The sequence below is a fragment of the Pseudomonas sp. NFPP28 genome, from assembly GCF_900115535.1.
GTDB lineage: Bacteria > Pseudomonadota > Gammaproteobacteria > Pseudomonadales > Pseudomonadaceae > Aquipseudomonas > Aquipseudomonas extremorientalis.
This window is the reverse complement of the sequence record NZ_FOWT01000003.1, coordinates 52,010-75,623: the sequence shown is the minus strand read 5'-3', so window position 1 is coordinate 75,623 and position 23,614 is coordinate 52,010. Positions and strand designations below refer to the sequence as shown.

Below are 23,614 nucleotides of genomic sequence, written 5' to 3'. Positions count from 1 at the left end.
GAGCGCTTGGCTCCTATCGGATAAGTCGCAGTGCGTTGTGGTACTCAGCCCTCAGCCAGCACCGTCCAAAATCAGACTACGATAGTGCCCCGGGTTGGAACCGGCCCACTTGCGAAAGGCTTTGTAGAATGAGCTGGTATCAGCAAATCCGAGCCGTGCGGCAATCTCGGCAAAACTGATCTGCGGCTCCGCCAACCACACAATCGCCAACTCCTTGCGCACACTGTCCTTGAGCCCCTGGTAGGTCTGCCCTTCTTCCGCCAGGCGCCGGCGCAGGGTCGAGGCGGAAATGCACAGGCTGGCGGCGAGGCCTTCGGTTTCCGGCCAGGTGTCGGGGGGCATCTGGCGCAAATCGTGCTTGATACGGGTGGCGAGGCTGGCGGGGTCGCGGTATTTGACCAGGATGTTGGCAGGCGCGTGGGCGAGGAAACGCTTGAGTTCCTCTGAGCTGCGCTTGATCGGCAGGTCCAGGCAGTCGGCGGAGAAGATCATGCGCGTGCGGGGTCGGTCGAAACGCAGGTTGTCGGAGAACATCACCTGGTAGTCATCACAGAAATCCGGTTTTGAGCAACGCAGCTCAATCGCCAGAATCGGGATCCGCCGCCCGGCCAGCCAACAGGCCACACCGTGCACGATCATCCAATAGGTAAAGTAAGTGAAGGCCCGATTGGGTTCGGACTCGGGCTTCAGCAATACGATCTCCGCCAGGCTTTGTTGACGCACCAACTCAGCAGGCAGGCGCTCCAGCATCAGCGACAGAAACCCCAGGCCGGTTTCCAACCCGGTGCCAAGGGTGGGTTGCGCCATCGCGGCGCGGCAGAGGAACGCCAGGCTGCCGGACTTGAGCTTGCGCGGGTCCATGCCGAAGAACTCATCATCCATGCGTCGGGCCAGCAGGCGCCACAGGCGTGCGTAGGTGGTGGCCGAGACCCGCGCGTTGGGCTCGGCCAGCAGTGCCGGGTCAATCCCGGCTTTATGCAGCACTTCGGCACTGGCCGCGCCGGGCGCGCAGCTTTGCAGCAAGGCCTCACGCACCAGGTGGAGGGAGATGGTGTCTTTTTCCGACATGGGGAAACGGGCATCCGGCGGCGCAAATAATGACGTGCATCATAAGGTGGGTTGCGATTCGCCACCACCGTTCAGCCCATGTTCAGCAAACGTCAAGAATTGTTGTTTAGCAATGAGTATCATTATGTTACAACTTAGCCTCCTATCTAGTTGTGGCGCGGTGCCGAATGCTCGTTCCTTTTCTCATCATGCTGCGCGAAGGCATTGAAGCCGCACTGATCGTCGGCATTATCGCCAGTTACCTGCAACAGACCGGCCGTGGTCAGTGGATGCCTGCGGTGTGGATCGGCGTGTTTCTCGCCGCTGCGCTGGCCCTGCTGGTCGGCGGCGGCCTGGAATTGGTCAGCGCCGAGTTTCCGCAAAAGCAACAGGAACTGTTCGAAGGCATCGTCGGCCTGGTCGCCGTGGGCATCCTCAGTTCCATGGTGTTCTGGATGCGTAAAGTGGCGCGTTCCATCAAGCACTCCCTGCACGAATCTCTCGATCACGCGTTGGCCGGCTCCAAACACCAGGTCACTGCGCTGATCCTGATGGTGTTTTTCGCCGTGGCCCGTGAGGGTCTGGAAACCGTGTTCTTCCTGCTGGCGGTGTTCCAGCAGAGTGAAGGCCCTGGCGCACCGATTGGCGCCCTGCTCGGCCTGATCCTGGCGATCATCGTCGGTTTCCTGATCTACACCGGCAGCATGCGCCTGAACCTCGGTGCATTTTTCCGCTGGACCGGCTTGTTCATCCTGGTGGTGGCGGCCGGCATCCTCGCCAATTCGGTACAGGCCCTGCACGAAGCAGGCGTGTGGAACCACCTGCAGACCGTGCTCTTCGACTTCAGCACCGCCCTGCCCATGGACAGCCCGCTGGGCTCGGTCCTGGCCGGCATGTTCGGCTATCAGGAAGCCCCCACCGTCAGCACCCTCGGCGCCTACCTGATTTACCTGGTGGTGGCGCTGGTGATGTTCTTCCTGCCCGCCGCGCCCCCCAAGCCGGCCGTCACACCCTCCTCCGTTTCCAGCCAGTAAGGACCGTCTCTTGTCCAACCCAACCCCTCAACCGGCTTCGCCACCTCGCGCCCTGCGCTGGGCCGTGGCGGGCTCGGTGGTCGTGATGATCGCCGCCGGCGGCCTGTTCTATTACGCCTCGCAACTGGCAGCCAGCAAACGACAGACCAACCACAATGAAATCGCCGTGACCATTCACGGCCACGCTTGCGAGCCGAATGAATTGACGGTCCCCGCCGGCCACGCCAGCTTCCGCATCATCAACCGCTCCGATCGTGCGGTGGAATGGGAGATCCTGGACGGCGTGCTGGTGGTCGAAGAACGGGAAAACATCGCTCCCGGCCTGAGCCAGGTGATCAACGCCAACCTGTTGCCCGGTGACTACGCGATCACCTGCGGCCTGCTGAGCAATCCGCGTGGCACCTTGCACGTAACACCGACCGCCGAGTCCGACGCCCAGGCCAAGGCCAAACCGTCGATGGTGGCGTTCATTGGCCCATTGTCGGAATTCCGCGTGTACTTGAGCGGCCAAGGCAGCGCACTGGTCAAGGCGGTAACCGCGTTGCAACAGGCCATCGACCGTGGCGACCTGGCCCAGGCCCAAGCACTCTACCTACCGGCTCGGGAGGCTTACCAGCGCCTGGCTCCGGCATCGCAACGCCTCGCGCAACTGGACAACGCGATCAACGCTCGTGCCGACTATTTTGAAAAACGCGAACAGGACCCGGCCTTCAGCGGCTTCCACCGCCTGGAATACAGCCTGTTCCAGCAACGCAGCCTTGACGGCCTGGCGCCGGTTGCCCAGCGCCTGCTGACCGACGTCAGCGCCCTCAAACAACAACTGCTGGCCCAGTCCCTGCCACCGGAGCAACTGGTCAGCATCGTGGTGCGCAACCTCAACAGCCTTGCCGATGTACGCGCCATCAGCGGTGAAGAAGAACGCTACAGCCATGTCGACCTGAATGGTTTCGCCGCCAACCTGGAAGCCGCCCACAAGGTGGTGGAGCTGATGCGCCCGCTGCTGACCAAGTCCGCCGCCGACCTGTTGCCTGAAATCGACAGCGCCCTCGCCGCCTTCGATGGCGAACTGCAAGGCTTCAAGGTCGACAAGGGCTACGCCACCTACGACACCGTAACCGCCGATCAGCGCAAGCAGATCGCCGACAAGGCCAAGGCTCTGGCCGTTGCACTCGATGGAATCGACCCCGCCCTTGGCCTTTCCGGCCTGCAGTGAAGACGACCGCACACATGAGTGATTCAGAACACACCAACCTTCAGCGTCGCCGTGTCCTGCTGGGCATGGCCGCCACCGGTGCCGCGATTGCCGGCAGCGCCCTGACCTGCCCGGCCATGGCCGCTGCGACGGAGCAAGTCACCACCGCACCGCGCAGTGACAAGACCCAGGACCACCACGACTTCTTCGGCAAACACCAGAGCGGTATCGTCACCCCACGCCCGGCCTGCGGCATGATCGTGGCGTTCGACGTGCTGGCCAGCGACCGTGACGACCTGGAGCGCCTGTTCCGTACCCTGAGCGAACGCATCGCCTTCCTGATGACCGGCGGCACCGTGCCGCAAGTCGATCCGAAACTGCCGCCCACCGACTCCGGCATCCTCGGCCCGGTAGTCACGCCGGATAACCTGACCATCACCGTTTCTGTCGGCGAGTCACTGTTCGATGAGCGCTTCGGGCTCGCCAAAGCCAAACCCAAGCGCCTGACTCGCATGGTCGGTTTCCCCAACGATGCGCTCGAGCCGGCGCAGTGCCATGGCGACCTGAGCCTGCAGTTCAGCTCCAACACCCCGGACACCAATATCCACGCCCTGCGCGACATCGTGAAAAACCTGCCCGACCTGCTGCTGGTGCGCTGGAAACAGGAAGGCAGCGTACCGCCCCAGGCGCCTGCCAAGCCCGGCGAGCCGGCCCAGAGCGCGCGTAACTTCCTCGGTTTCCGTGACGGTTCGGCCAACCCGAACTCCAACGACGACAAGGCGATGAACCAGATTGTGTGGGTACAGCCCGGCAGCGACGAACCGGCATGGGCGGCCAACGGCAGCTATCAGGCCGTGCGCATCATCCGCAACTTCGTCGAGCGCTGGGACCGCACCCCATTGCAGGAGCAGGAAAGCATCATCGGCCGGGTAAAGCCCACCGGTGCGCCGATGGATGGCCACAACGAAACCCAGGTGCCCGACTACAGCAAGGACCCGGAAGGCAAACTGACCAAGCTCGACGCACACATCCGCCTGGCCAACCCGCGCACGCCGCAGACCCAGGCCAACCTGATCCTGCGTCGGCCGTTCAACTACTCCAACGGCGTCAACAAGAACGGTCAGCTGGACATGGGGCTGTTGTTCATCTGCTACCAGGCTGACCTGGAGAAAGGCTTTATCAGCGTGCAAACCCGGCTCAACGGCGAACCCCTGGAGGAATACCTCAAGCCGGTCGGCGGCGGGTACTTCTTCACCTTGCCAGGCGTCACCGGGGCCCAGGATTTCCTCGGGCGCACGCTGCTCGCTGCAACGCACCCTCAAACCACTGCCAATACCTGAAAAACACACTCAGAGCGGATACCGTCCCATGAAAAAGTCGACTATTGCGTTGTCGTTGTTATTGACCCTTTCGCCGCTGGCAGCCTTCGCTGCCGCCGCACCGCTGGACCTGGTAGGGCCGGTGTCGGACTACAAGATCTACGTCACCGAGGAAATCGGTGAGCTGGTCACCCAGACCCAGGCGTTCACCGACGCCATCAACCAGGGCGACCTGGCCACCGCCAAGAAGCTCTATGCGCCGACCCGCGTGCACTATGAGTCCATCGAGCCGATCGCCGAGCTGTTCAGCGACCTCGATGCGTCCATCGACTCCCGCGTCGACGACCACGAAAAAGGCGTGACCGCCGAAGACTTCACCGGCTTCCACCGTATCGAATACGCGCTGTTCTCGCAGAACACCACCAAGGGCCTGGAAGCGCTGACCGCCAAGCTCAACAACGACGTCAACGACCTCAAGACCCGCGTCGACGGCCTGACCTTCCCACCCGAGAAAGTCGTAGGCGGCGCCGCAGCGCTGCTGGAAGAAGTCGCCGCCACCAAGATCTCCGGCGAAGAAGACCGCTACAGCCACACCGACCTGTATGACTTCCAGGGCAACATCGACGGAGCGAAGAAAATCGTCGACCTGTTCCGTGGCCAGATCGAGAAGCAAGACAAGGCCTTCCTGGCCAAAGTCGACAAGAACTTCGCCAGCGTGGACAAGATCCTGGCCAAGTACAAGACCAAGGACGGCGGCTTCGAGACCTATGACAAGGTCAAGGAAAACGACCGCAAGGCCCTGGTCGGCCCGGTCAATACCCTGGCGGAAGACCTGTCCACGTTGCGTGGCAAGTTGGGTTTGAACTGACCCAGGGGCCCGGCGACCGCTCAGCCATCAGCGGCGCAGCGGTCGCTATGCTCAAGCAGCTTGCGATCCGGGCGGTTTGGTAGGGTCTACCTGGCCCATACCGACCAGAAAATAACAGCGCATTTTTTCGTCTACCGTCATCAGGTGAGGCATTGCCTTGCTCAAGCCCGCACTGACAGCGCCCCGGCTGGACAACTTGGACAGGCCTTTGGACGCGGCACTGATCAGGCGCGGATAACCATCCACCGGATTGAAGACCGCGTTCAAGAACAGTGCTGTCTGCTTGGAAAAATCAAATGCGGCGTCGCTGAAGCGCACCTTGGGTTCGTTCCAGGACCAGGCAACCTTTGGGGTGCTCGGGGCGACGCGAGCGCTGAATCTGCCGATGGACGGCCGGCTGGTGTTTTTTGCCAGGGTCTTGAGCGAACGGATCAGCGACCGTGCCTGGCCTCCCGCACCGATCATCAAACCTGCGCCGTCCAACGCCAGACTTTGCAGGCCTTTGCCAAAATTACCATCGCGAAAGTCCTGATAGGCACCGACGAAGGGAACCAGCGATAGCAGCAGGTTGACATCCCGCGCATGGGCCTCGCGGCTTTTTTCCACGGATAACTGGCCCTTTGCCCGTGCAAGCATGTCCTCGGCACTTTCGTAGAAATTGCGTTCGGTGATTTCAACGGCAATGTCCTCGATACGGTCTGACTGATAGGTATCAGGAACAAACGTTTCCCTGGTCACGTTTTCGGGGAGTGGGCGCGGCCCCCTGGTAACACCGACTTTATCGAGAATGACGTCGGAAGAACTGACGCCTTCGCGTGCCGGTGCACCGCTGGCATACGCATTGAAATCCAGGCCGACGTCATGACCGCGACGGATGTATTTGTCTGCAAGCAATTTGTACTTTGCCAGGTAGCTTCTGTCCGAGGCCACCTTATCCAGGGCATTCGTTACCTCAAGGCTGTCGTGTTTGACGATGTTTGCGCTGTAGAGCACTTCGTAATAGGTGACAGTATTGTCGTGAACTACACGCATCAATATCCCCTGCCGCGCGGTCACCGCCGCTCGGTCCTGGTCCGACTCCCACACCTGCTGTTTGCCAGTGGCCTTGCGCAACGTGAACAGTTCCACACTGCCCAGTTCGATGCGCTGGCGATCGACCAACGGCAACCCCGCGAACATCAGTTTGAGCTTGGTGACGAAGCCCATCTTTTGATCGTTGTGGTGACGGGTGACGGCGCTTTCCAGTAGGGGGTCCAAGGCGGGAAGCCGCTCGATGATTTCGTTGAGCTTTTGTCGAGCCGCTGCCGAATTCGTAGAGGACTCATCAATATGCCGATAGGGGGTATTCGAACGTTTGCCAGCGTTGGACATATCGGTGGTCAAGACCCATCTGTCCTTGGTCAGATCGCCGCTCATGTACGCCTCGATCAGCGAGCGCGTACGCGGTTCGGAGCGCCTCAGGTTGCGGCGTTCGTCGGAGTCGGGGAGATGAACCTTCATCGCCTCCAATTGGCTGAGGCTGGTCTGAGGCACGGCCTTGAGCAACTCTTGGGTCGCCATCTGCCTGCGCGACGGCAAGGCGGTGCTCAAACGGTTGAACGAACGAGCCGAGAGTGTCCGTTGCCGCGAGAACACACTCGACGTTTTCTTGAGATCCTCCTGAGTATGCCGGCCTTGAGGCTTGTCCGGTATGACACCATTGAGCACTCCCCAGTCAAGCAATATGCCAAGGGCTTGCTCCTGCATGAGGGTGCGTTGACCATCGGACGTAGGCTCCAGGCCCGTCAGTGCGCAGACCTGCTGCTCATCCATCATCCGGGAGGTGCCTGGCAACATGCGTTCAGCCATCGCACAGCCAAGTCGCAATTCCGTCCACGCCGATGTGCCGATCTTGATGCCCTCGGGTAAGTCCCGGACCAGAAACTCGGGGGCTTTCCTCGCCAGCGCCACATGGGCCACCAGGAACGCAAGGCTTGGGTCCATTGCCTTGTTGTCACACAAATACTGCTCCAGAGCCCGGCGGACTTCACCCAGGGTGCGTCCCGCATTGCTGGGGCTGTAAAGCGCGTAACCGCCTATCGAACCCGCAGGCCCTTGCAAAACCGCAACAAGGATGTTGCCAAACGCTACAGCGTCCGGGCCCTGGCTCAACCTCCCAAGGTGAGCGTCGGGATCGGCACTCAGTGTTGCCGGGGTGTACATCGCGAGCGTAGCCAGCGGTTTGTAGTCCGGATCGCCCGGTTGTAGCGGGACCAACCCAGAATAATCACCCAAGGGCGGGGCCGGTGGCAGGACTGTGCGCAACCACCGAATGACGTTGCGGGTCGCCGCAGCCGTACGAGGTACGCCCAACCCCTTATGCTCAAGCAATTGGGCAACATCGTAGCTGGAGTGGGGCCCCATACCCTTGGCAGAGGCCGGCGATGGCTGGATCTTCAGTGTTGACCAATCGGTAGCACGGCTATCCGCCAGTGGCTGCACCTGCTCTTCAAGCAAATTCGCCAGGAAAGCGCGCTCATCCAGGTCACTGATCACGCCGCGCACATCGTCGAGCGCGGCCAAAAACCGAGGAGCTACCGTCAAGCCATGCGCCGCCACCTGGCCTTTGAGTGCCCGCTTCTGTTCAGTGGATTCACCGGGATCCAGGCCGTAGGCGTTCAGCACGACGTGCAGGGGCATACGAGGCTCATCAAGACTGACGCAAGGCAAGCCCTTATCGTCGGGGTCAAGCACATTGCACATCGCCCGTAGATGCCGGCTCGCCTCCCCCCAGCCACTGTCGTCAGTACTGCTGAACGCTACGGGAGTGCGTATGCCCCCCGCGGCGGTGAAACCCTCTACGCGATCCTTGCGCAGTGTCAGGGTGTCCATTGCCAGGCCTTTGAGCGAGAACCAGGACTGAGAAGACGGTTGATCAAGCAACTGGCGGTAGAGGGCCAAGGCCGCACCGAGACTGCTGTCATCAGGGATTGCCACACTATTCTGGCCGCTGTCGAGGGCCTGTGCCAGACGCTCAGCCAAGGTGGAGTCTCCGACAGTGCCGGTGGCACTGGGCGACATGGGTAATGTCCAGGTGGGCGCCGCAATTGCGGGCGTACCGGGGCGTTCAGGGACAGTTTCGCAGGGGTTGTATGGGACAAGGGAAATTGAAGGTTGGGACATGGGCGCCAGGTCAGGCGCCGGAGTGGCTGGCGCGCAGATGACCGAACCGCTTTGGGCAAGAATAGATGGCATGTTGCTATCCTCTTTATGGCAAATCCATTGAGGGAAAAGCCGTGCCTCCTTGAACGGTTGGAAGGCACTGTAAGAGGGGAAAAGGCAGCCGTTCTATAAGCCGACGCCTAAAACCAGCGATGAAATCGGGCAGAGACTCTAGAGAATTCGATACAACAATCGCTCGATTCGTACCCGGCTGACCCGGCGCAGGAACTTGCCGACCGCCTCCGGGTAGTCCGGCAACGCCTGCAAGTCCTGGTAACGCTCGATTCGCGTGGTGTGCTGGAAAATCTGCGCCAACTCGGTACGTCTCGGCTCCAGCCACTCGCTCTTGGGATCATCGATCAGCAAGGCGTTTTCCAGGTCGAGGCGAAACGCGCGCGGATTGAGGTTGTTGCCGGTGAGCAAGGTGTAGCGCTGGTCGACCCACATGCCCTTGAGGTGGTAGGTGTTGTCGTCGTGGTGCCACAGGTGCAGGTTCAACTGGCCGTGGTCGATGTCGCGCTGATGGCGCTTGGCGAAACGGCGCAGGCTGATCTCGTACAGGTACGGCAGCGCGGCGATCACCTTGAACGGCTCGCTGGGCGGGATGTAGAAGTCGTTGGCGGTCTTGTCGCCGACGATGATATCGATCTTCACGCCACGCGCCAGGGCGCGGTTGATTTCGCGGGTCACTGGCAGCGGCAGGTTGAAGTATGGCGTGCAGATGGTCAGTTGATGCTGGGCACTGGCAATCAGCTCCAGGATCACTCGGCTCAACGGATTGTTCTTGCCCACGCCCAACAGCGGGCTGACCGACAGATGGCCGTTGGGCAATTGCCCGGCGGTGGTGTCGTATGCCGCGTGCTTGAGACGGCTACGCAGGTCGCCGATGTCGTTGCGCAGGCTGCGCGTAGTGGGCGGGTTGGGCAAGTCCAGGCGATGCACCGCCTTGGACGCCACCAGGCCGTGCTCCACCAGGTGCTGCATGGAGTCTGCGAGCGGTTGGCTGTGGATCAGGTGGTAGCGGTCGTAGCGGTATTTGTCGAACTTGTGCAGGTACACGTTGTTCAGGCTCGCGCCGCTGTAGAGCACCTTGTCGTCGATCACAAAGCCCTTGAGGTGCAGCACGCCGAACAGCTCGCGGGTTTGCACCGGCACGCCATACACCGGCACTTCACTGCTGTGGCTCTGGGTCATGGCCTGGTACCAGGCACTGTTGCCCGGCTGCTTGCCGGCGCCGATCAAGCCACGCTGGGCGCGCAACCAATCGACCACCACCACGATATCCAACTCCGGACGCGCCGCCTTGGCGGCGTGCAGGGCGTCGTAGATCTCCTGCCCTGCCTCGTCCTGCTGCAAATACAGCGCGACGATGTAGATACGCCGTGTGGCCTGGGAGATTTTCTCCAGCAGGCAGCGACGATAGGCAGCAGCGCCGGACAGCACGTCAATCGCATCAGGAGTCAGGGGGAAACCGCGCAGTTTGGGCAACAGGGAGCGTTTGAAGAACGACGGCATAAGGCTCGCAATGGGTCGAATCCGAAGAGGCCCCGAGCTTACACCATGGGTGGGCCCAGGTCTTGCTGTGACGCATGGAAAAAATTTAATTGACCAAGAAGAACGATCGTTCTACTGTTCACGACATGAACGATATGACCAGTAATGAAACCCGCGACATCATCCTCGACGTCACCGAGAAGTTGATCTATCGCCATGGCATCGCCGCCACCGGCATGGACTTCCTGGTGAAAACCGCTGGTGTCTCGCGAAAAAGCATCTACCGCTACTTCGCCAATAAAGACGATCTGGTGATTGCCGCCCTGCAGCGTCGTGACGAGCGCTGGATGCAGTGGCTGCGCACAGAGGTGGAGTGTAGCGAAGGCACCGGCCAACGCCTGCTGGCGGTGTTCGATGCACTTAAAACCTGGTTTGGCTCCGCCGATTTCCGCGGCTGCGCCTTCATCAACACCAGCGGCGAAACCGGCGACCCGCAGGATCCGGTACGCCAGTTGGCCAAGACCCACAAACAGAAACTGTTCGAGTACCTGCTCGAACTGTGTCAAGCACATGGCACCCCCGACCCTGAGCGGCAGGCCGCGCACCTGCTGATCCTGATCGATGGCGCCATTACCGTTGCCCTGGTGATGGGCGATTCAACAGCTGCCGATAATGCGCAATGCATGGCGCAAACCTTGTTGGGACTTTGATCGCACAACGGCGCAACTTTCAACACACCCTGATTGTTTGAGGAACTGCCCCCATGTCATCGACTGCAGAAACACGTCCGCCCCTGCCGCCATTTACCCGCGCATCGGCCATCGAAAAAGTGCGTTTGGCCGAAGACGGCTGGAACTCCCGCGACCCCCACCGGGTGTCCCTGGCCTACACCCTCGACACGCAGTGGCGTAACCGCGCCGAGTTCGCCCATAACCGCGAAGAAGCAAAAGGCTTCCTGACCCGTAAATGGGCCAAGGAGCTGGATTATCGGCTGATCAAGGAGCTGTGGGCGTTTACCGATAATCGCATCGCCGTGCGTTATGCCTATGAGTGGCACGACGATTCGGGCAACTGGTTCCGTTCCTATGGTAACGAGAATTGGGAATTCGACGAGAACGGCCTGATGGCCAATCGGTTTGCCTGCATCAACGACATGCCGATCAAGGAAAGCGAGCGCAAGTTCCACTGGCCGCTGGGACGGCGCCCGGATGATCACCCGGGGCTGTCTGACCTGGGTCTGTAAACCGTGGCGGCGATGGCGTTGCTGAAATCGCCATCGCCGCCAGGCCGGGCTCCTACAGGTTGTTGTCGGCTTCAGTCCTGATTGAGGCCGACTCGATATAGCACGCCATCATCCTCATCTGTCAGCACATACAAAAAGCCATCCGGCCCCTGCCGTACATCGCGAACCCGCGCTTTCAAAGCGCCCAGCAAACGCTCCTCGTGAATCACCTTTTCACCGTCGAACTGCAAGCGGATCAGTTCCTGGCTGGCCAGCGCGCCGATGAACACATTGTGCTGCCAAGGCTTGAAGCGGTCTGCATCGTAGAATGCCATGCCGCTGATACCCGGTGATTTTTCCCAGACATGATGGGGCGGCACGGTGCCTTCTGCGGTCTTGCCTTTGGCTTCGGGAATCGGTGCCAGCGAGTAATTGATGCCGTGGGTCGCCAACGGCCAGCCGTAATTCCTGCCGCGCTCGATGATATTGATCTCGTCACCCCCGCGTGGCCCATGTTCATTTTCCCAGATCGTGCCACTCCAGGGATTCAGCGCCAGGCCCTGGGGGTTGCGCTGGCCGTAGGACCAGATCTCCGGGCGCACGCCTGGCTGGCCGACGAAGGGGTTGTCATCCGGCACGCGGCCGTCGGGGTAGATGCGCACCACCTTGCCCTGCAGTTTGTCGAGGTCCTGGGCGGTCGGGCGGTCGTTGTTTTCGCCCAGGGTCACAAACAAATAACCGTCGCGGTCGAAGGCCAGGCGTGAACCGAAGTGATTGCCGGTGGACAGCTTCGGCTCCTGGCGCAGGATCACTTTGAAGTCGGTCAGGCCACTGAGGTCAGCCGCCAGACGTCCACGCCCTACCGCAGTACCGGCTGTTCCGCCCTTGCCGCCACCTTCGGCGTAGGAAAGGTAGACCATGCGGTCCTGCTTGAAGTCCGGCGACAGCACCACGTCCAGCAAGCCGCCCTGCCCCTTCGCCCACACTTCAGGCACGCCCGTCAGTGGCGCGGACAATTTACCGTCCGGGCTGACAAAACGCAGGTGGCCAGGCCGCTCGGTGACCAGGAAGCCTTGCTTGTCCGGTAGAAAAGCCACGGCCCAGGGATGGTCCAGGCCTTTGGCGATCGGCGTGACAGTGATGCTGCCTTGTTCACTGGGGAACTGCCGGGCATCGGCTGCGAAACTGGCCGTCAACGGCAGCAGAGAGGTTGCGCACAGCGCGGCTAGCAGGGTTTTGCGTAGAAACATAAGACGGAATCCTTACCGGCGATTGCCGTTGGCATCATAAGTGGGGGCTTTGGTTTCGGTGGCCGGGCGGCTGGGCGCAGCGTCGCGCTTGGGGTAGCTGTTGCCAATGCCGCCGTTTTCCAGGGTCGGTGTGCGCGTGGTCGGCCCGGTCTGAATCCCGCGAATCGCCGGCGCGTTGGGCTGGGTGCCCTGCATGCTGTTGGGGTTGGCCCGGTGGATCGGGCCGTTGTTGGCGTTGTTGCTGCCGGGCAGGTTTTGCGCCTGGGCCATGGGGATCAGGGCCAGACCCAACAGCAGCGCTGCAACGTGACGCATACAAGTGTTCATTGACAAAGCCTCTCGGGAGTGAGGAGTACGTGCTTTCGATAACACGCTACGCCTTGGGTTCGGCTTTCGACACTAAATAGTTTCTCATCAGGTGTAACACGATCTGTCCGCGCATCTGCCAGGGGAAACTTTTCATATCGGCACCGAGTCACCAGAACACCCCCTCTACTCAAGGAGTCGCACCGATGCCACGAGCTATCTGGAAAGGCGCCATCAGCTTTGGCCTGGTGCACATCCCCGTTTCGCTGGTCTCGGCCACGTCATCGCAGGGCGTTGACTTCGACTGGCTGGACAAGCGCAGCATGGACCCGGTGGGCTACAAGCGCATCAACAAGACCACCGGCAAGGAAGTCACCAAAGACAACATCGTCAAGGGTGTGGCCTTCGAGAAAGGCCGCTACGTGGTGCTCAGCGAAGAGGAAATCCGCTCGGCCCACCCCAAGTCGACCCAGACCATCGAGATCATCGCGTTTGTCGCCAGTGACCAGATCCCGTTGCAGAACATCGACACGCCCTACTTCCTGGCACCGGACAAGCGCGGTGGCAAGGTCTACGCGCTGCTTCGGGAAACGCTGAGGAAGACCAAAAAAGTCGCGCTGGCCAACGTGGTCCTGCACACCAAGCAGCACCTGGCGGCACTCATGCCGCTGGAGTCGGCGCTGGTATTGGTGATGCTGCGCTGGCCCGCCGAAGTGCGCAGCCTGGACGAACTGGAACTGGGCAGCGACGTGACCAAACCCAGCCTGGCCAAGGGTGAACTGGACATGGCCAAGCGCCTGGTCGACGACATGAGCGCCGACTGGCAGCCCGATGAATATCGCGACAGCTTCCAGGAAAAGATCATGGCGCTGGTGGCCAAGAAGGCCAAGGCCGGCAAGATCGAGGATGTGGAAACCAGCCAGGACAGTGAAGAGCGCAAGTCCGCCGATGTGATCGACCTGACGGAGTTACTCAAGCGCAGCCTGGCCGGCAAACCCGCCAAGAAGCCCGCCGCGAAGAAAACCACCAAGGCGTCATAAGCCATGCCAAAGCCCCTCAGCGAATACAACCGCAAGCGCGACTTCGGCGTCACCGGCGAACCGGCGGGCAGTGCGCCCGCAGGAACACGCAACGCTTCGGCGCTGTCTTTCGTGATCCAGAAACATGACGCGCGCAACCTGCACTATGACTTCCGCCTGGAACTGGATGGCGTACTGCTCAGTTGGGCAGTGCCCAAAGGCCCGAGCCTGGACCCGACGCAGAAGCGCCTGGCCGTGCATGTCGAAGATCACCCTCTCAGCTACGGCAGTTTCGAAGGCAGTATCCCGGCGGGCCAATACGGCGCCGGGGACGTCATCGTGTGGGACCGCGGTGTGTGGCAACCCCATGACGACCCGCGCAAGGCCTACGCCGCCGGCAAGCTCAAGTTCACCCTGGTCGGCGAAAAGCTGTCCGGCGATTGGACACTGGTCCGCACACGCCTGAAAGGCAGCGGCGATAAGGAACAATGGCTGCTGATCAAGGAAAAAGACGCGCAGGCACGACCTGCCCAAGACTACGATATTGTCCAGGCCCAGCCCGACAGCGTGCTCAGCGACGCCTCGCTGAGTAAGCCAAAACCACGCGCAAAAGCCCGAAAAACCAGCGTCGCCCTCCCCGAGCACTTCACCCCGCAATTGGCCACCCTGGTGGATCGCGCCCCCGAGGGCGATTGGCAGTACGAAATCAAGTTCGACGGTTACCGCATGCTTGCGCGCATCCGCGACGGCGAGGTGCGGCTGTTCACGCGCAACGGCCACGACTGGACCGACCGCCTGCCGCGCCAGGCCAAGGCCTTGCAAGCCCTCAAGCTCAAGGACAGTTGGCTCGATGGCGAGGTGGTCAGCCTCAACGGCGATGGCCTTCCGGACTTCCAGGCGCTGCAGAACGCCTTTGATATCGGACGCAGCCTGGACATTGTCTACTACCTGTTCGATGCGCCGTTCCTGGATGGCCAGGATCAGCGCCAGGCCCCCGTCGAAGATCGCCGTGCAGCGCTGAAGACTGCGTTGTCCGGCAGCAGAAGCAAGCTATTACGCTTCTCCGAAGCCTTTACTGCCCATCATCGGGACATCTTTGAAAGCGCCTGTGACCTGGCCCTCGAGGGCGTCATCGGCAAGCGCCTGGGCAGCCCATACGTGTCCAGTCGCAACACCGATTGGGTCAAGCTCAAATGCCGCCTGCGCCAGGAATTCGTGATCGTCGGCTACACCCGTCCGCAGGGCTCGCGCAGTGGTTTCGGTGCACTGCTGCTGGCAGTGAATGACACCTCGGGATTGGTGTACGCCGGACGCGTGGGCACCGGGTTTGATCAAGCGTCACTGAAGGCGATCCATGCGCAACTCAGGCCATTGGAGCGTAAGTCATCGCCGCTTGAAAAAGCCCTGACCAGCGCCCAGGCCCGTGACGTGCACTGGGTGGAACCGACACTGGTCGGCGAAGTGCAGTTTGCCGAATGGACCCGTGAGGGGGTGATCCGCCAGGCGGCGTTTGTCGCGATGCGCACCGACAAACCGGCCGCACAGGTCATTCATGAGCAACCGCGCACGGTCAAATCCATGAAACCTGCGAAAAAAACCACTGACACCGTGAAAATCACCCACCCGGACCGCGTAATCGATAAGCAGAGCGGCATGCAGAAGGAGCAACTGGCGCAGTTCTACAACAGCATCAGCGAGTGGATCCTGCCTTTTCTGCGTCACCGTCCCGTGTCACTGCTGAGGGCACCCGAAGGCATCGACGGCGAACAGTTCTTCCAGAAACATTCGGAGCGCCTGGCCATTCCCAACATCAAGCAGTTGGAACAGGCACTCGATCCCGGCCATGCGCGCCTGATAGAAGTCGACAGTGCCAAGGCGTTGCTCGGGGCGGTGCAAATGGGCACCGTGGAGTTTCATACCTGGGGCGCCACTGTCGACAAGATCGAAACTCCGGACCTGTTTGTACTCGACCTCGACCCCGACCCGGCGCTGCCGTGGAAAAGCATGCTGGAAGCGGCGCAACTCACCCTCTCGGTCCTGGACGAATTGGGCTTGCAAGCCTTCGTCAAAACCAGTGGCGGCAAAGGCCTGCACCTGGTCGTGCCGCTGGCGCGCCGAGATGACTGGGACACTGTCAAGGCATTCGCCAAAGCGATTGCCCAATTCATGACCGAGCAACTGCCCGAACGCTTCACCGCGACGTCAGGGCCAAAAAACCGGGTGGGCAAGATCTTCATCGACTACCTGCGCAACGCAAGGGGCGCCAGTACCGTGGCCGCTTATTCGGTAAGGGCGCGGCCAGGTTTGCCGGTGTCGGTACCGGTCAGTCGCGAGGAATTGAAGGGATTGCGCGGGGCCCAACAATGGACCGTCGCCAATCTGCAGCAGCGCTTGGACGGCTTGAAGAACGATCCCTGGGACGGCTATACCAATCGACAGAAGATCAGCAAAAAGATGTGGGACAAACTGGACGCCCATCCACCGGAGTGAATGGCGCCCGAAGCACTCAGATCAGCAGGAAAATGGCGGCCAACCCTGCAAAGATCGCCCATTTTTCCAGGTAATAACGCGTACGGTTGCGCTTTTTCAGCTCTTTGCCGCGCAAGCGAATCTTGTACAGCCGGGTGAAGGCGCGGTTGAGCCCGCCCGTCTTGTCACCGGCATCGTTGGGCGAGCCCGCAGCCGCCATTACGTTGCGGCTGAACCAGCGATTGAACGCAGCGGCCCAACGGTATTTCATCGGGCGCTCGATATCGCAGAACAGAATGATGCGGTTCTGCTGCGTCGTGTTTTCCGCGTAGTGGATGTAGGTCTCGTCAAACATTACCGGCTCGCCATCACGCCAGTAGTAGTTCTCACCGTCCACGTTGATGTAGCAGCCCGGGTCGTTCGGCGTGTCCAGGCCCAGGTGATAGCGATACGAGCCGGCATACGGGTCGCGATGGCGCACCAGCCTGGACCCCGGCGGCAGTTCGGCGAACATCGCGGCCTTGATCGAACCGATGCCCTGCACCAGCTCGGTGGTACGCGGGCACAGCTTCATCGCCGACGGGTGGCTGTCGCCATACCATTTCAGATAGAAGCGCTTCCAGCCGGACTTGAAGAACGAATTGAAACCTACGTCGTTGTACTGTTCCGAGCGCTTGATTTCGCCGGCGCGCAGCAGGTTCTGGCCTTCCTCGCGAATCTCCTGCCAATGCTCCTGGAGCGGGCTCAGGTCCGGGAAATCGCTGGGCGACAGGTAAGGTCGGCTGGGCAGCCTGGAAAAGAGGTAGAGAAAGCAGTTGATCGGCGCCAGGAAGGTCGAATGATCACTGAGTTGGCGCCCCAGCTTGTGCCGCACCCGCCCACGCAGGTGTACATACGCAATCGAGGCAACGTAGAGAATAACAATGATGAGTTTCAAGGGATTTCGTCACAAGTCAGAAGAGAACAGGCTGCTCCTGCGTGCCCACAACGGACGAGGATGGATAGCAGCACCTGAAATCACAATTCACACAATCGGCACGACCGGCTGAGTGACCACCCGGCGCGTGGCCCTTTGCAGTTATTTAGCCACAGGTTGTAACCAAAAGTTAACTAAGAATTGTGAAAAGCTGTCTTCTGACGGATGTTGCGAAGGCGCACAACCACTGGGCATGAACCGCCGTTGTGCGCGATGCTGTTACAGCAAAGGTTCATCGTCCTTGCGCTCTCGGCGGGAAAAACGCCCCTCTTCCAGCGGCGAGTAAGGTGCCGGTTGTCCACGATTCTGCACAACGTAGCGGATCAACGCGATGACCAGCCCCAGCACCAGCCCTGCAGTCAGGCTCAAGGCAACCACCAGCGCTTTCTTCGGCTTTATCGGCGCCAGCGGCTCCTGGGCGCGACGATCAATGGTCACCAGTTTGAGGTTGCTCATATCGATGTTCAAGTTGCGCAACCGCGCGACTTCGGCACGCAGCGGTTCGACATCCTGCAGGAAAATGTCCTCATTGTCGCGCCTGCGCAGTACCTCGACCTTACGGTTCACCTCTAACATTTGCAATTCTTTGCCGATCTCGGCGACGCGGGCGTTGGTGAAATCGTCGCTGGTGCGTCGCTGGAGTGCATCGCGCTCCGCTTCAAGCGCATTGGAGCCCATGAAATACAGCGGGATTTTCTGGTTGTTGACTTCAGTACGCATGACCTGCCCGCTCCCACCGCGTGATGCATCCGCCATTGCCGACGGCGTCGTCGGGGTTTTGATTCCCAGGGACTTGGCAATGGCGATGGCCTCGGTCAGTTCTGCCAGCCGATCACTGCGCTCCATCTTCATCTGCAGACGCAGCGCACTGAGCTCATCTTGCAACTGGGCACGCTTGAGCCGGTCGCTTTCCAGCAGTGAGGCGATCTTCGACTCTTTCTCGTTCTCATAATTGGCGCGAGCGGCATCAATCTTGCCCTTGAGCTCGTTCAAGCGGTTATTGACGATCACCTTGAGGTCCGCGCCCACTTGCTCGCGCTCGGCGCTAATAGCGTAATCGACAAACCCGTTGAGAATCGCCACACCATCGACATCGGCGGGGTACTGCAACTCCAGGCGGATGTAACTGCTCAACGAGTCAGCCTTTTTGGGGTCAGGCAGAATGAGGTTGACCGCGTTGCGATTGAAGTCTTCGAAAGACTGCTCCAGGCTTTGGCCTGGTTTCTGAAATGCCTTGAACAATTGCTGGTGCGACTTGAAAAATTCCAGCCGTGTTTCGTAAGAGTCCAATTGCGACCCCACCTTTGACAGCGCATCGGCGGGCGGTAGCTTATAAACCTCGGAACGGTTCAACGCGTCCAGCTCATTCAGCGCGGCAGGACGCAATACACTGCTGACCTCATAAGTCCGGGGCGCCAAAAGCGCGTAACCGCCCCCCAAAACCCCCGCAATGATCGCACACCCAAGGACCAGTCTTTTTTGCCGCCAGATCGAATGAAAGAGGTCGTACAGGTCAATTTCATCTGAAGAAGGAGTCACATGAAGCGGGACGTTTCGATTCAAAATTAGCTCACCTAAAAAAATGACATTAAACGGCCATCACCGCAAATGTTTGGAAAGCCCGTTGAAGGGCCAGGGGCAACGCCCTGCGACACCGATGTACAAGTCTTCGGAGCAATCTGACAACTCAGGGTAATGAAAAATCCCAATCCATTAAACTATGTTCGCCGCGCGTTGCGTAAATATTCCTACAGACATCAACGACTGGAAATATGCTTGTCATAAGAATAGACAACTTCAGTTGAATAATTGCCTTAAAACCGAAATAAACCCGAAAGGACTCTCTATGCCGATTACTCGCGATCCGGATTACCAACTGCTCCAAGGCGTTTGGGAGCAAATCGCCCTTGAAGACAACGGCGTGCCAAACCCCGTTGACGATGCCCATAGCGCGCCCGGTGCACTGACCACCATCAGCGGTGACCAATTTGAAGTGCTGACGGTCAATGGTGAAGTGCTCCTGGCTGGCCAGTTTTTCCTCGACAGCCGCACACTTCCTAAAAGCATCACTTGGATCGATTCCATCGGCGAAGATGCCGGCAAGCGATTGCCCGCAAGCTATCGCCTGGAAGGGGATGAATTCGTTTTTATCGCTGCAGATGAAGGCATGCCCAGGCCAATCATATTCAATACCGGCCCAGGTCAAACCATGCGTACTTTCGTGCGTCGCGCCTGACCAGCGCGTTTTTGCTTTTGGAAAAGCCCTCTCACTCAAGACGCCTGGTGGCGGTCAAGGTAAAGCACATCGGCAATTGTGCGGGCTGGTGCTCGTACTGGTCGTACAGTTCTTCGCGATTGGAATGGGGATATTCCTGCAGGTGGCCGATCTGCAACTGCGCGCCGATCGCGGCACTGACTATGTCGCCTAAGGTATGCACGTACCAATAGGAGGTCGGTCCGGCCACTTCACCCTGGCCTTCATAGACAATCGACTCCTGCAGCACGAACGGCTCGCGCTGAAAGTAGGAACTGGCCGGCAGGAATGGGTTTTGCGCCCGGGGATCGAACACCTCCAGAAACGGGTGGGTTTCATACATCACCAACGTGCCCCCCGGCTTGAGGGTGCGCGCAACATGCTGCATGAACAGCGCTGCATCCGGCATCCAGCCCAACACCCCAATCGTAACCAGGGCAATATCGAAGCGCCCGTGCAACGCTGGCGGCAGATGATGGATGTCACTCTCGATGAACTCAGGGTTGTGCGGCGAGACATCGGCCAACTCCCGGGCCTGCTGGAGGAACGCCGGGGATTGATCCACCCCTACCACCGAACGCGCGCCCAGGCCAAACAGCGACAGGCTTTCGCGGCCATTGTTGCAGCACAGCTGCACCACGTCCTTGCCGGCCACGCCAATGTCTTGCAGCAGCCCGGTAATCGTGGGGTCCAGGCAGGAAAAGTCCGCCTGGCCGACGCTGTTGAGCAACGCGTTCCAGGTGTCGGTGGTCTTGTGCAGGCCGGCCGATTGATCCCAGGCGTCTTTGTTGCAGGCAATTGCCTGTTGAGCTGAGGGCATGTCCATTGCGTCTCCAGGTAATCCATAAAAAGGGGCTCAGAAAATAAGCCATGTCCCCACGGAATAAAACCCAGCTAATGCACGAAACTTAACGCAAGGCCAACGGGTCACTAACGCAATGCGTGTTCAGTCCTTGAACACCGCTTGCGAAGTGCTCGCCGTGGCCAACCATTCCGACCTGCGTAATACCTTGTCCCTCGACAGCCTGAATTTCTTCCTCGCGGATGTGCGCGACGGCCTCGGTCCCTACCTGGCCATTTACCTGCTGGCCGTGCACAAATGGGACCCGGCCAGCATCGGCGTGGTCATGACCCTGGCAGGCATCGCGGCATTGATCACCCAAGGCCCGGCGGGCGCGTTGATCGACCGCACCCGCAGCAAGCGCGCGGTGATTGCGCTGGCCGCCATTGTGGTGACCGTCAGTTGCCTGATGCTGCCCTTTGTCAGCTCGTTCAGCCTGGTGGCATTGACCCAGGCAGCCAGCGCTGTCGCTGCCTCGGTGTTCGCGCCGGCGATTTCCGCGATTTCCCTGGGAATCACCGGACCGCGCGCGTTCACCCGCCGCACCGGACGCAACGAAACCTTCAACCACGCCGGCAATGCCGTGGCTGCCCTGTTGGCCGGCGGCCTGGCCTACTTGTTTGGTCCGGTGGTGGTGTTTTACCTGATGGCGTTCATGGCGCTCGCCAGCATCATTGCGATCAGCTGTGTGTCCGCCGAGGCCATCGACCATGAAGTGGCTCGCGGCTTCGACCCGGAACATCACACCGACCATGAACAACCATCCGGGATGAAAGTACTGCTGGCCAATCGTCCGCTGCTGCTGTTTGCCATTTGCTGCGCCCTGTTTCACTTGGCCAACGCCGCCATGCTGCCGCTGGTCAGCCAGAAACTGTCGCAGATCAACCTGCAGATGGCCACGCCGCTGACCTCGGCGTGCATCGTCGCCGCGCAGTTGGTGATGGTACCGATGGCCTGGCTGGTCGGGCTCAAGGCTGACCTGTGGGGGCGCAAACCGTTGTTGATGATCGGCTTCATGATCCTGCCGCTGCGCGGCGTGCTCTACACCTTGTCCAATGATCCTTACTGGCTGGTGGCCGTGCAAATGCTCGACGGCATTGGCGCGGGGATCTTCGGCGCGCTGTTCCCGGTGATCGTCAAGGACCTGACCCAAGGCACCGGTCGCTTCAACGTCAGCCTGGGCGCCCTCTCCACCGTGTTTGGCCTGGGCGCGGCGTTGAGCAGCAGCCTGGCGGGTTTCGTGGTGCAGCAAGCCGGCTACAACGCTGCCTTCCTGACGCTTGCCGGCGTTGCGGCGCTGGCCTTGGCGTTGTTATGGCTGGCGATGCCGGAGACCTTGGAGAAACCTTCCTTCGCCGGACATACAACTGTCGCCTGACATATGCGACAATGCGCGCCAAATTCCAACATACATCCCCCATTTTCTGCTCAGCGACCGGGTTTCGCGCCTTGATGTCGCTGTTGACGCATGCCTGAAGGCTCTTGCCAACACGCTCGCAACCCATTGATAGGTAAAGTAATTGATCTCCACAGCTAACATCACCATGCAGTTCGGCGCCAAGCCGCTCTTCGAGAATGTCTCGGTCAAGTTCGGCGCTGGCAACCGTTATGGCTTGATCGGTGCCAACGGTTGCGGCAAGTCGACCTTCATGAAAATCCTCGGCGGCGACCTCGACCCGTCCGGCGGCCAGGTCATGCTGGAACCGAACGTACGCCTGGGTAAACTGCGCCAGGACCAGTTCGCCTACGAAGAATTCACCGTGCTCGACACCGTGATCATGGGCCATGAAGAGCTGTGGAAGGTCAAGGCCGAGCGCGACCGCATCTACTCGTTGCCGGAAATGAGCGAAGAAGACGGCATGGCCGTGGCCGAGCTGGAAACCGAGTTCGCCGAGATGGACGGCTACACCGCCGAATCCCGCGCCGGTGAGCTGCTGCTGGGCCTGGGCATTCCCCTGGAACAGCACTTCGGTCCGATGAGCGAAGTGTCTCCTGGCTGGAAACTGCGCGTATTGCTGGCCCAGGCGCTGTTCTCCGATCCTGAAGTGCTGTTGCTCGACGAACCGACCAACCACCTGGACATCAACACCATCCGCTGGCTGGAAAACATCCTGACCCAGCGCTCCAGCCTGATGATCATCATCTCTCACGACCGTCACTTCCTGAACAGCGTGTGCACCCACATGGCTGACCTGGACTACGGCGAGCTGCGCCTGTTCCCGGGCAACTACGACGAGTACATGACCGTGGCGACCCAGTCCCGCGAGCAACTGCTGTCGGACAACGCCAAGAAGAAGGCGCAGATCTCCGAACTGCAATCCTTCGTCAGCCGCTTCTCGGCCAACGCCTCCAAAGCCAAGCAGGCCACCTCCCGTGCCAAGGCGATCGACAAGATCCAGCTGGCCGAAGTCAAGCCGTCGAGCCGGGTCAGCCCGTTCATCCGTTTCGAGCAGAACAAGAAGCTGCACCGCCAGGCAGTCATGGTCGAAAAAATGGCCAAGGGCTTCGACGGCAAGCCGCTGTTCAAGGACTTCAGCTTCCAGGTCGAAGCTGGCGAACGCGTGGCGATCATCGGCCCGAACGGTATCGGCAAGACCACCCTGCTGCGCACCCTGGTCAACGAACTGACCCCGGACGCCGGCAGCATCAAGTGGACCGACGCCGCGGAACTGGGCTACTACGCCCAGGACCATGCGCATGACTTCGAAGACGACGTGACCCTGTTCGACTGGATGGGCCAGTGGACCCAGGGCGAGCAAATGATCCGTGGTACCCTGGGCCGTATGCTGTTCTCCAACGACGAGATCCAGAAGTCGGTCAAGGTGATTTCCGGTGGTGAGCAAGGCCGCATGTTGTTCGGCAAGCTGATCCTGCAAAAGCCGAACGTACTGATCATGGACGAACCGACCAACCACTTGGACATGGAATCCATCGAAGCGCTGAACCTGGCGCTGGAGAACTACCCGGGCACGCTGATCTTCGTCAGCCACGACCGTGAGTTCGTCTCGTCCCTGGCCACCCGTATCATCGAGTTGAGCGCCACCGGCGTGATCGACTTCAGCGGCAGCTATGACGACTACCTGCGTAGCCAGGGTGTGGTGTTCTAAAGCACTCCGCCAAAA

The 23,614-nt window shown here is 60.3% G+C and carries 19 protein-coding genes; 11 read left to right on the top strand and 8 right to left on the bottom strand.

Annotation, left to right across the window (positions count from 1 at the left end; translation table 11 throughout):
• Positions 1-51 precede the first annotated feature (51 nt).
• Positions 52-1,068, bottom strand: a complete 1,017-nt coding sequence (locus tag BM110_RS09095) for an AraC family transcriptional regulator (RefSeq protein ID WP_093513205.1) — start codon at positions 1,066-1,068, stop codon at positions 52-54.
• A 167-nt stretch (positions 1,069-1,235) separates the two neighbouring features.
• Between BM110_RS09095 and efeU the strand changes: the two genes are divergently transcribed.
• From efeU to efeO (BM110_RS09075), 4 genes are read left to right on the top strand one after another with little or no spacing between them, the layout of a single operon-like run.
• Positions 1,236-2,081 carry an iron uptake transporter permease EfeU gene (gene efeU / locus BM110_RS09090; RefSeq protein ID WP_093513204.1) on the top strand — a complete coding sequence of 282 codons (846 nt, stop codon included), beginning with the start codon at positions 1,236-1,238 and terminating at the stop codon, positions 2,079-2,081.
• 10 nt (positions 2,082-2,091) lie between these two features.
• Positions 2,092-3,294 (top strand): iron uptake system protein EfeO, encoded by a 1,203-nt coding sequence (efeO, locus tag BM110_RS09085; protein WP_092250150.1) that lies wholly within the window; start codon positions 2,092-2,094, stop codon positions 3,292-3,294.
• Positions 3,295-3,308: 14 nt separating this feature from the next.
• Positions 3,309-4,613, top strand: a complete 1,305-nt coding sequence (gene efeB / locus BM110_RS09080; protein WP_092250280.1) for an iron uptake transporter deferrochelatase/peroxidase subunit — start codon at positions 3,309-3,311, stop codon at positions 4,611-4,613.
• 28 nt (positions 4,614-4,641) lie between these two features.
• Positions 4,642-5,460: an iron uptake system protein EfeO gene (efeO, locus tag BM110_RS09075; RefSeq protein ID WP_092250153.1), complete on the top strand. Its 819-nt coding sequence runs from the start codon at positions 4,642-4,644 to the stop codon at positions 5,458-5,460.
• A gap of 51 nt (positions 5,461-5,511) precedes the next feature.
• On the opposite strand, the gene BM110_RS09070 is transcribed toward efeO (BM110_RS09075), so the two are convergent.
• A complete protein-coding gene (locus tag BM110_RS09070; protein WP_139220319.1) occupies positions 5,512-8,481 on the bottom strand; it encodes a hypothetical protein in 2,970 nt (989 codons plus the stop codon).
• Positions 8,482-8,832: 351 nt separating this feature from the next.
• Entirely contained in the window at positions 8,833-10,176 is a 1,344-nt protein-coding gene (gene pssA / locus BM110_RS09065) for a CDP-diacylglycerol--serine O-phosphatidyltransferase (protein WP_093513202.1), read from the bottom strand.
• Between the two features lie 125 nt (positions 10,177-10,301).
• Between pssA and BM110_RS09060 the strand changes: the two genes are divergently transcribed.
• Both BM110_RS09060 and BM110_RS09055 read left to right on the top strand, forming a co-directional pair.
• Positions 10,302-10,865 carry a TetR/AcrR family transcriptional regulator gene (locus BM110_RS09060; protein WP_093513201.1) on the top strand — a complete coding sequence of 188 codons (564 nt, stop codon included), beginning with the start codon at positions 10,302-10,304 and terminating at the stop codon, positions 10,863-10,865.
• Positions 10,866-10,918: 53 nt separating this feature from the next.
• On the top strand, positions 10,919-11,398 hold the full coding sequence (locus tag BM110_RS09055; RefSeq protein ID WP_071495778.1) for a nuclear transport factor 2 family protein: 480 nt from the start codon (positions 10,919-10,921) through the stop codon (positions 11,396-11,398).
• A gap of 71 nt (positions 11,399-11,469) precedes the next feature.
• Here the strand turns inward: BM110_RS09055 and BM110_RS09050 are convergent, their stop codons facing one another.
• Both BM110_RS09050 and BM110_RS09045 read right to left on the bottom strand, forming a co-directional pair.
• Positions 11,470-12,627 (bottom strand): PQQ-dependent sugar dehydrogenase, encoded by a 1,158-nt coding sequence (locus tag BM110_RS09050; protein ID WP_093513200.1) that lies wholly within the window; start codon positions 12,625-12,627, stop codon positions 11,470-11,472.
• A 12-nt stretch (positions 12,628-12,639) separates the two neighbouring features.
• On the bottom strand, positions 12,640-12,954 hold the full coding sequence (locus tag BM110_RS09045; protein WP_093513199.1) for a hypothetical protein: 315 nt from the start codon (positions 12,952-12,954) through the stop codon (positions 12,640-12,642).
• A gap of 185 nt (positions 12,955-13,139) precedes the next feature.
• Between BM110_RS09045 and BM110_RS09040 the strand changes: the two genes are divergently transcribed.
• A complete protein-coding gene (locus BM110_RS09040; RefSeq protein ID WP_092250168.1) occupies positions 13,140-13,973 on the top strand; it encodes a non-homologous end joining protein Ku in 834 nt (277 codons plus the stop codon).
• Positions 13,974-13,976: 3 nt separating this feature from the next.
• Positions 13,977-16,442, top strand: a complete 2,466-nt coding sequence (gene ligD, locus BM110_RS09035; RefSeq protein ID WP_093513198.1) for a DNA ligase D — start codon at positions 13,977-13,979, stop codon at positions 16,440-16,442.
• Between the two features lie 16 nt (positions 16,443-16,458).
• Here the strand turns inward: ligD and lpxO are convergent, their stop codons facing one another.
• Complete coding sequence (lpxO, locus tag BM110_RS09030) at positions 16,459-17,358, bottom strand: lipid A hydroxylase LpxO (protein WP_092250175.1); 900 nt, start codon at positions 17,356-17,358, stop codon at positions 16,459-16,461.
• Between the two features lie 258 nt (positions 17,359-17,616).
• Positions 17,617-18,960: an LPS O-antigen chain length determinant protein WzzB gene (locus BM110_RS09025; RefSeq protein WP_092250178.1), complete on the bottom strand. Its 1,344-nt coding sequence runs from the start codon at positions 18,958-18,960 to the stop codon at positions 17,617-17,619.
• A 283-nt stretch (positions 18,961-19,243) separates the two neighbouring features.
• Between BM110_RS09025 and BM110_RS09020 the strand changes: the two genes are divergently transcribed.
• Positions 19,244-19,633: a TIGR03067 domain-containing protein gene (locus BM110_RS09020; protein ID WP_071488433.1), complete on the top strand. Its 390-nt coding sequence runs from the start codon at positions 19,244-19,246 to the stop codon at positions 19,631-19,633.
• 31 nt (positions 19,634-19,664) lie between these two features.
• Here BM110_RS09020 and BM110_RS09015 read toward each other — a convergent pair whose 3' ends face one another.
• Positions 19,665-20,477 carry a class I SAM-dependent methyltransferase gene (locus tag BM110_RS09015; RefSeq protein WP_092250181.1) on the bottom strand — a complete coding sequence of 271 codons (813 nt, stop codon included), beginning with the start codon at positions 20,475-20,477 and terminating at the stop codon, positions 19,665-19,667.
• Between the two features lie 154 nt (positions 20,478-20,631).
• On the opposite strand from BM110_RS09015, the gene BM110_RS09010 reads away from it, so the two are divergent.
• A complete protein-coding gene (locus BM110_RS09010) occupies positions 20,632-21,870 on the top strand; it encodes an MFS transporter (RefSeq protein ID WP_092250282.1) in 1,239 nt (412 codons plus the stop codon).
• Positions 21,871-22,012: 142 nt separating this feature from the next.
• Complete coding sequence (locus BM110_RS09005; protein ID WP_083351449.1) at positions 22,013-23,599, top strand: ABC-F family ATPase; 1,587 nt, start codon at positions 22,013-22,015, stop codon at positions 23,597-23,599.
• Positions 23,600-23,614 lie beyond the last annotated feature (15 nt).

What these genes read in the sequence shown, in the direction of transcription:
- BM110_RS09095 (WP_093513205.1), bottom strand. Translation starts at nt 1,068, where the DNA reads ATGTCGGAAAAAGACACCATCTCCCTCCACCTGGTGCGTGAGGCCTTG.
- efeU (WP_093513204.1), top strand. Translation starts at nt 1,236, where the DNA reads ATGCTCGTTCCTTTTCTCATCATGCTGCGCGAAGGCATTGAAGCCGCA.
- efeB (WP_092250280.1), top strand. Translation starts at nt 3,309, where the DNA reads ATGAGTGATTCAGAACACACCAACCTTCAGCGTCGCCGTGTCCTGCTG.
- efeO (WP_092250153.1), top strand. Translation starts at nt 4,642, where the DNA reads ATGAAAAAGTCGACTATTGCGTTGTCGTTGTTATTGACCCTTTCGCCG.
- pssA (WP_093513202.1), bottom strand. Translation starts at nt 10,176, where the DNA reads ATGCCGTCGTTCTTCAAACGCTCCCTGTTGCCCAAACTGCGCGGTTTC.
- BM110_RS09060 (WP_093513201.1), top strand. Translation starts at nt 10,302, where the DNA reads ATGAACGATATGACCAGTAATGAAACCCGCGACATCATCCTCGACGTC.
- BM110_RS09055 (WP_071495778.1), top strand. Translation starts at nt 10,919, where the DNA reads ATGTCATCGACTGCAGAAACACGTCCGCCCCTGCCGCCATTTACCCGC.
- BM110_RS09050 (WP_093513200.1), bottom strand. Translation starts at nt 12,627, where the DNA reads ATGTTTCTACGCAAAACCCTGCTAGCCGCGCTGTGCGCAACCTCTCTG.
- BM110_RS09045 (WP_093513199.1), bottom strand. Translation starts at nt 12,954, where the DNA reads ATGAACACTTGTATGCGTCACGTTGCAGCGCTGCTGTTGGGTCTGGCC.
- BM110_RS09040 (WP_092250168.1), top strand. Translation starts at nt 13,140, where the DNA reads ATGCCACGAGCTATCTGGAAAGGCGCCATCAGCTTTGGCCTGGTGCAC.
- ligD (WP_093513198.1), top strand. Translation starts at nt 13,977, where the DNA reads ATGCCAAAGCCCCTCAGCGAATACAACCGCAAGCGCGACTTCGGCGTC.
- BM110_RS09020 (WP_071488433.1), top strand. Translation starts at nt 19,244, where the DNA reads ATGCCGATTACTCGCGATCCGGATTACCAACTGCTCCAAGGCGTTTGG.
- BM110_RS09015 (WP_092250181.1), bottom strand. Translation starts at nt 20,477, where the DNA reads ATGGACATGCCCTCAGCTCAACAGGCAATTGCCTGCAACAAAGACGCC.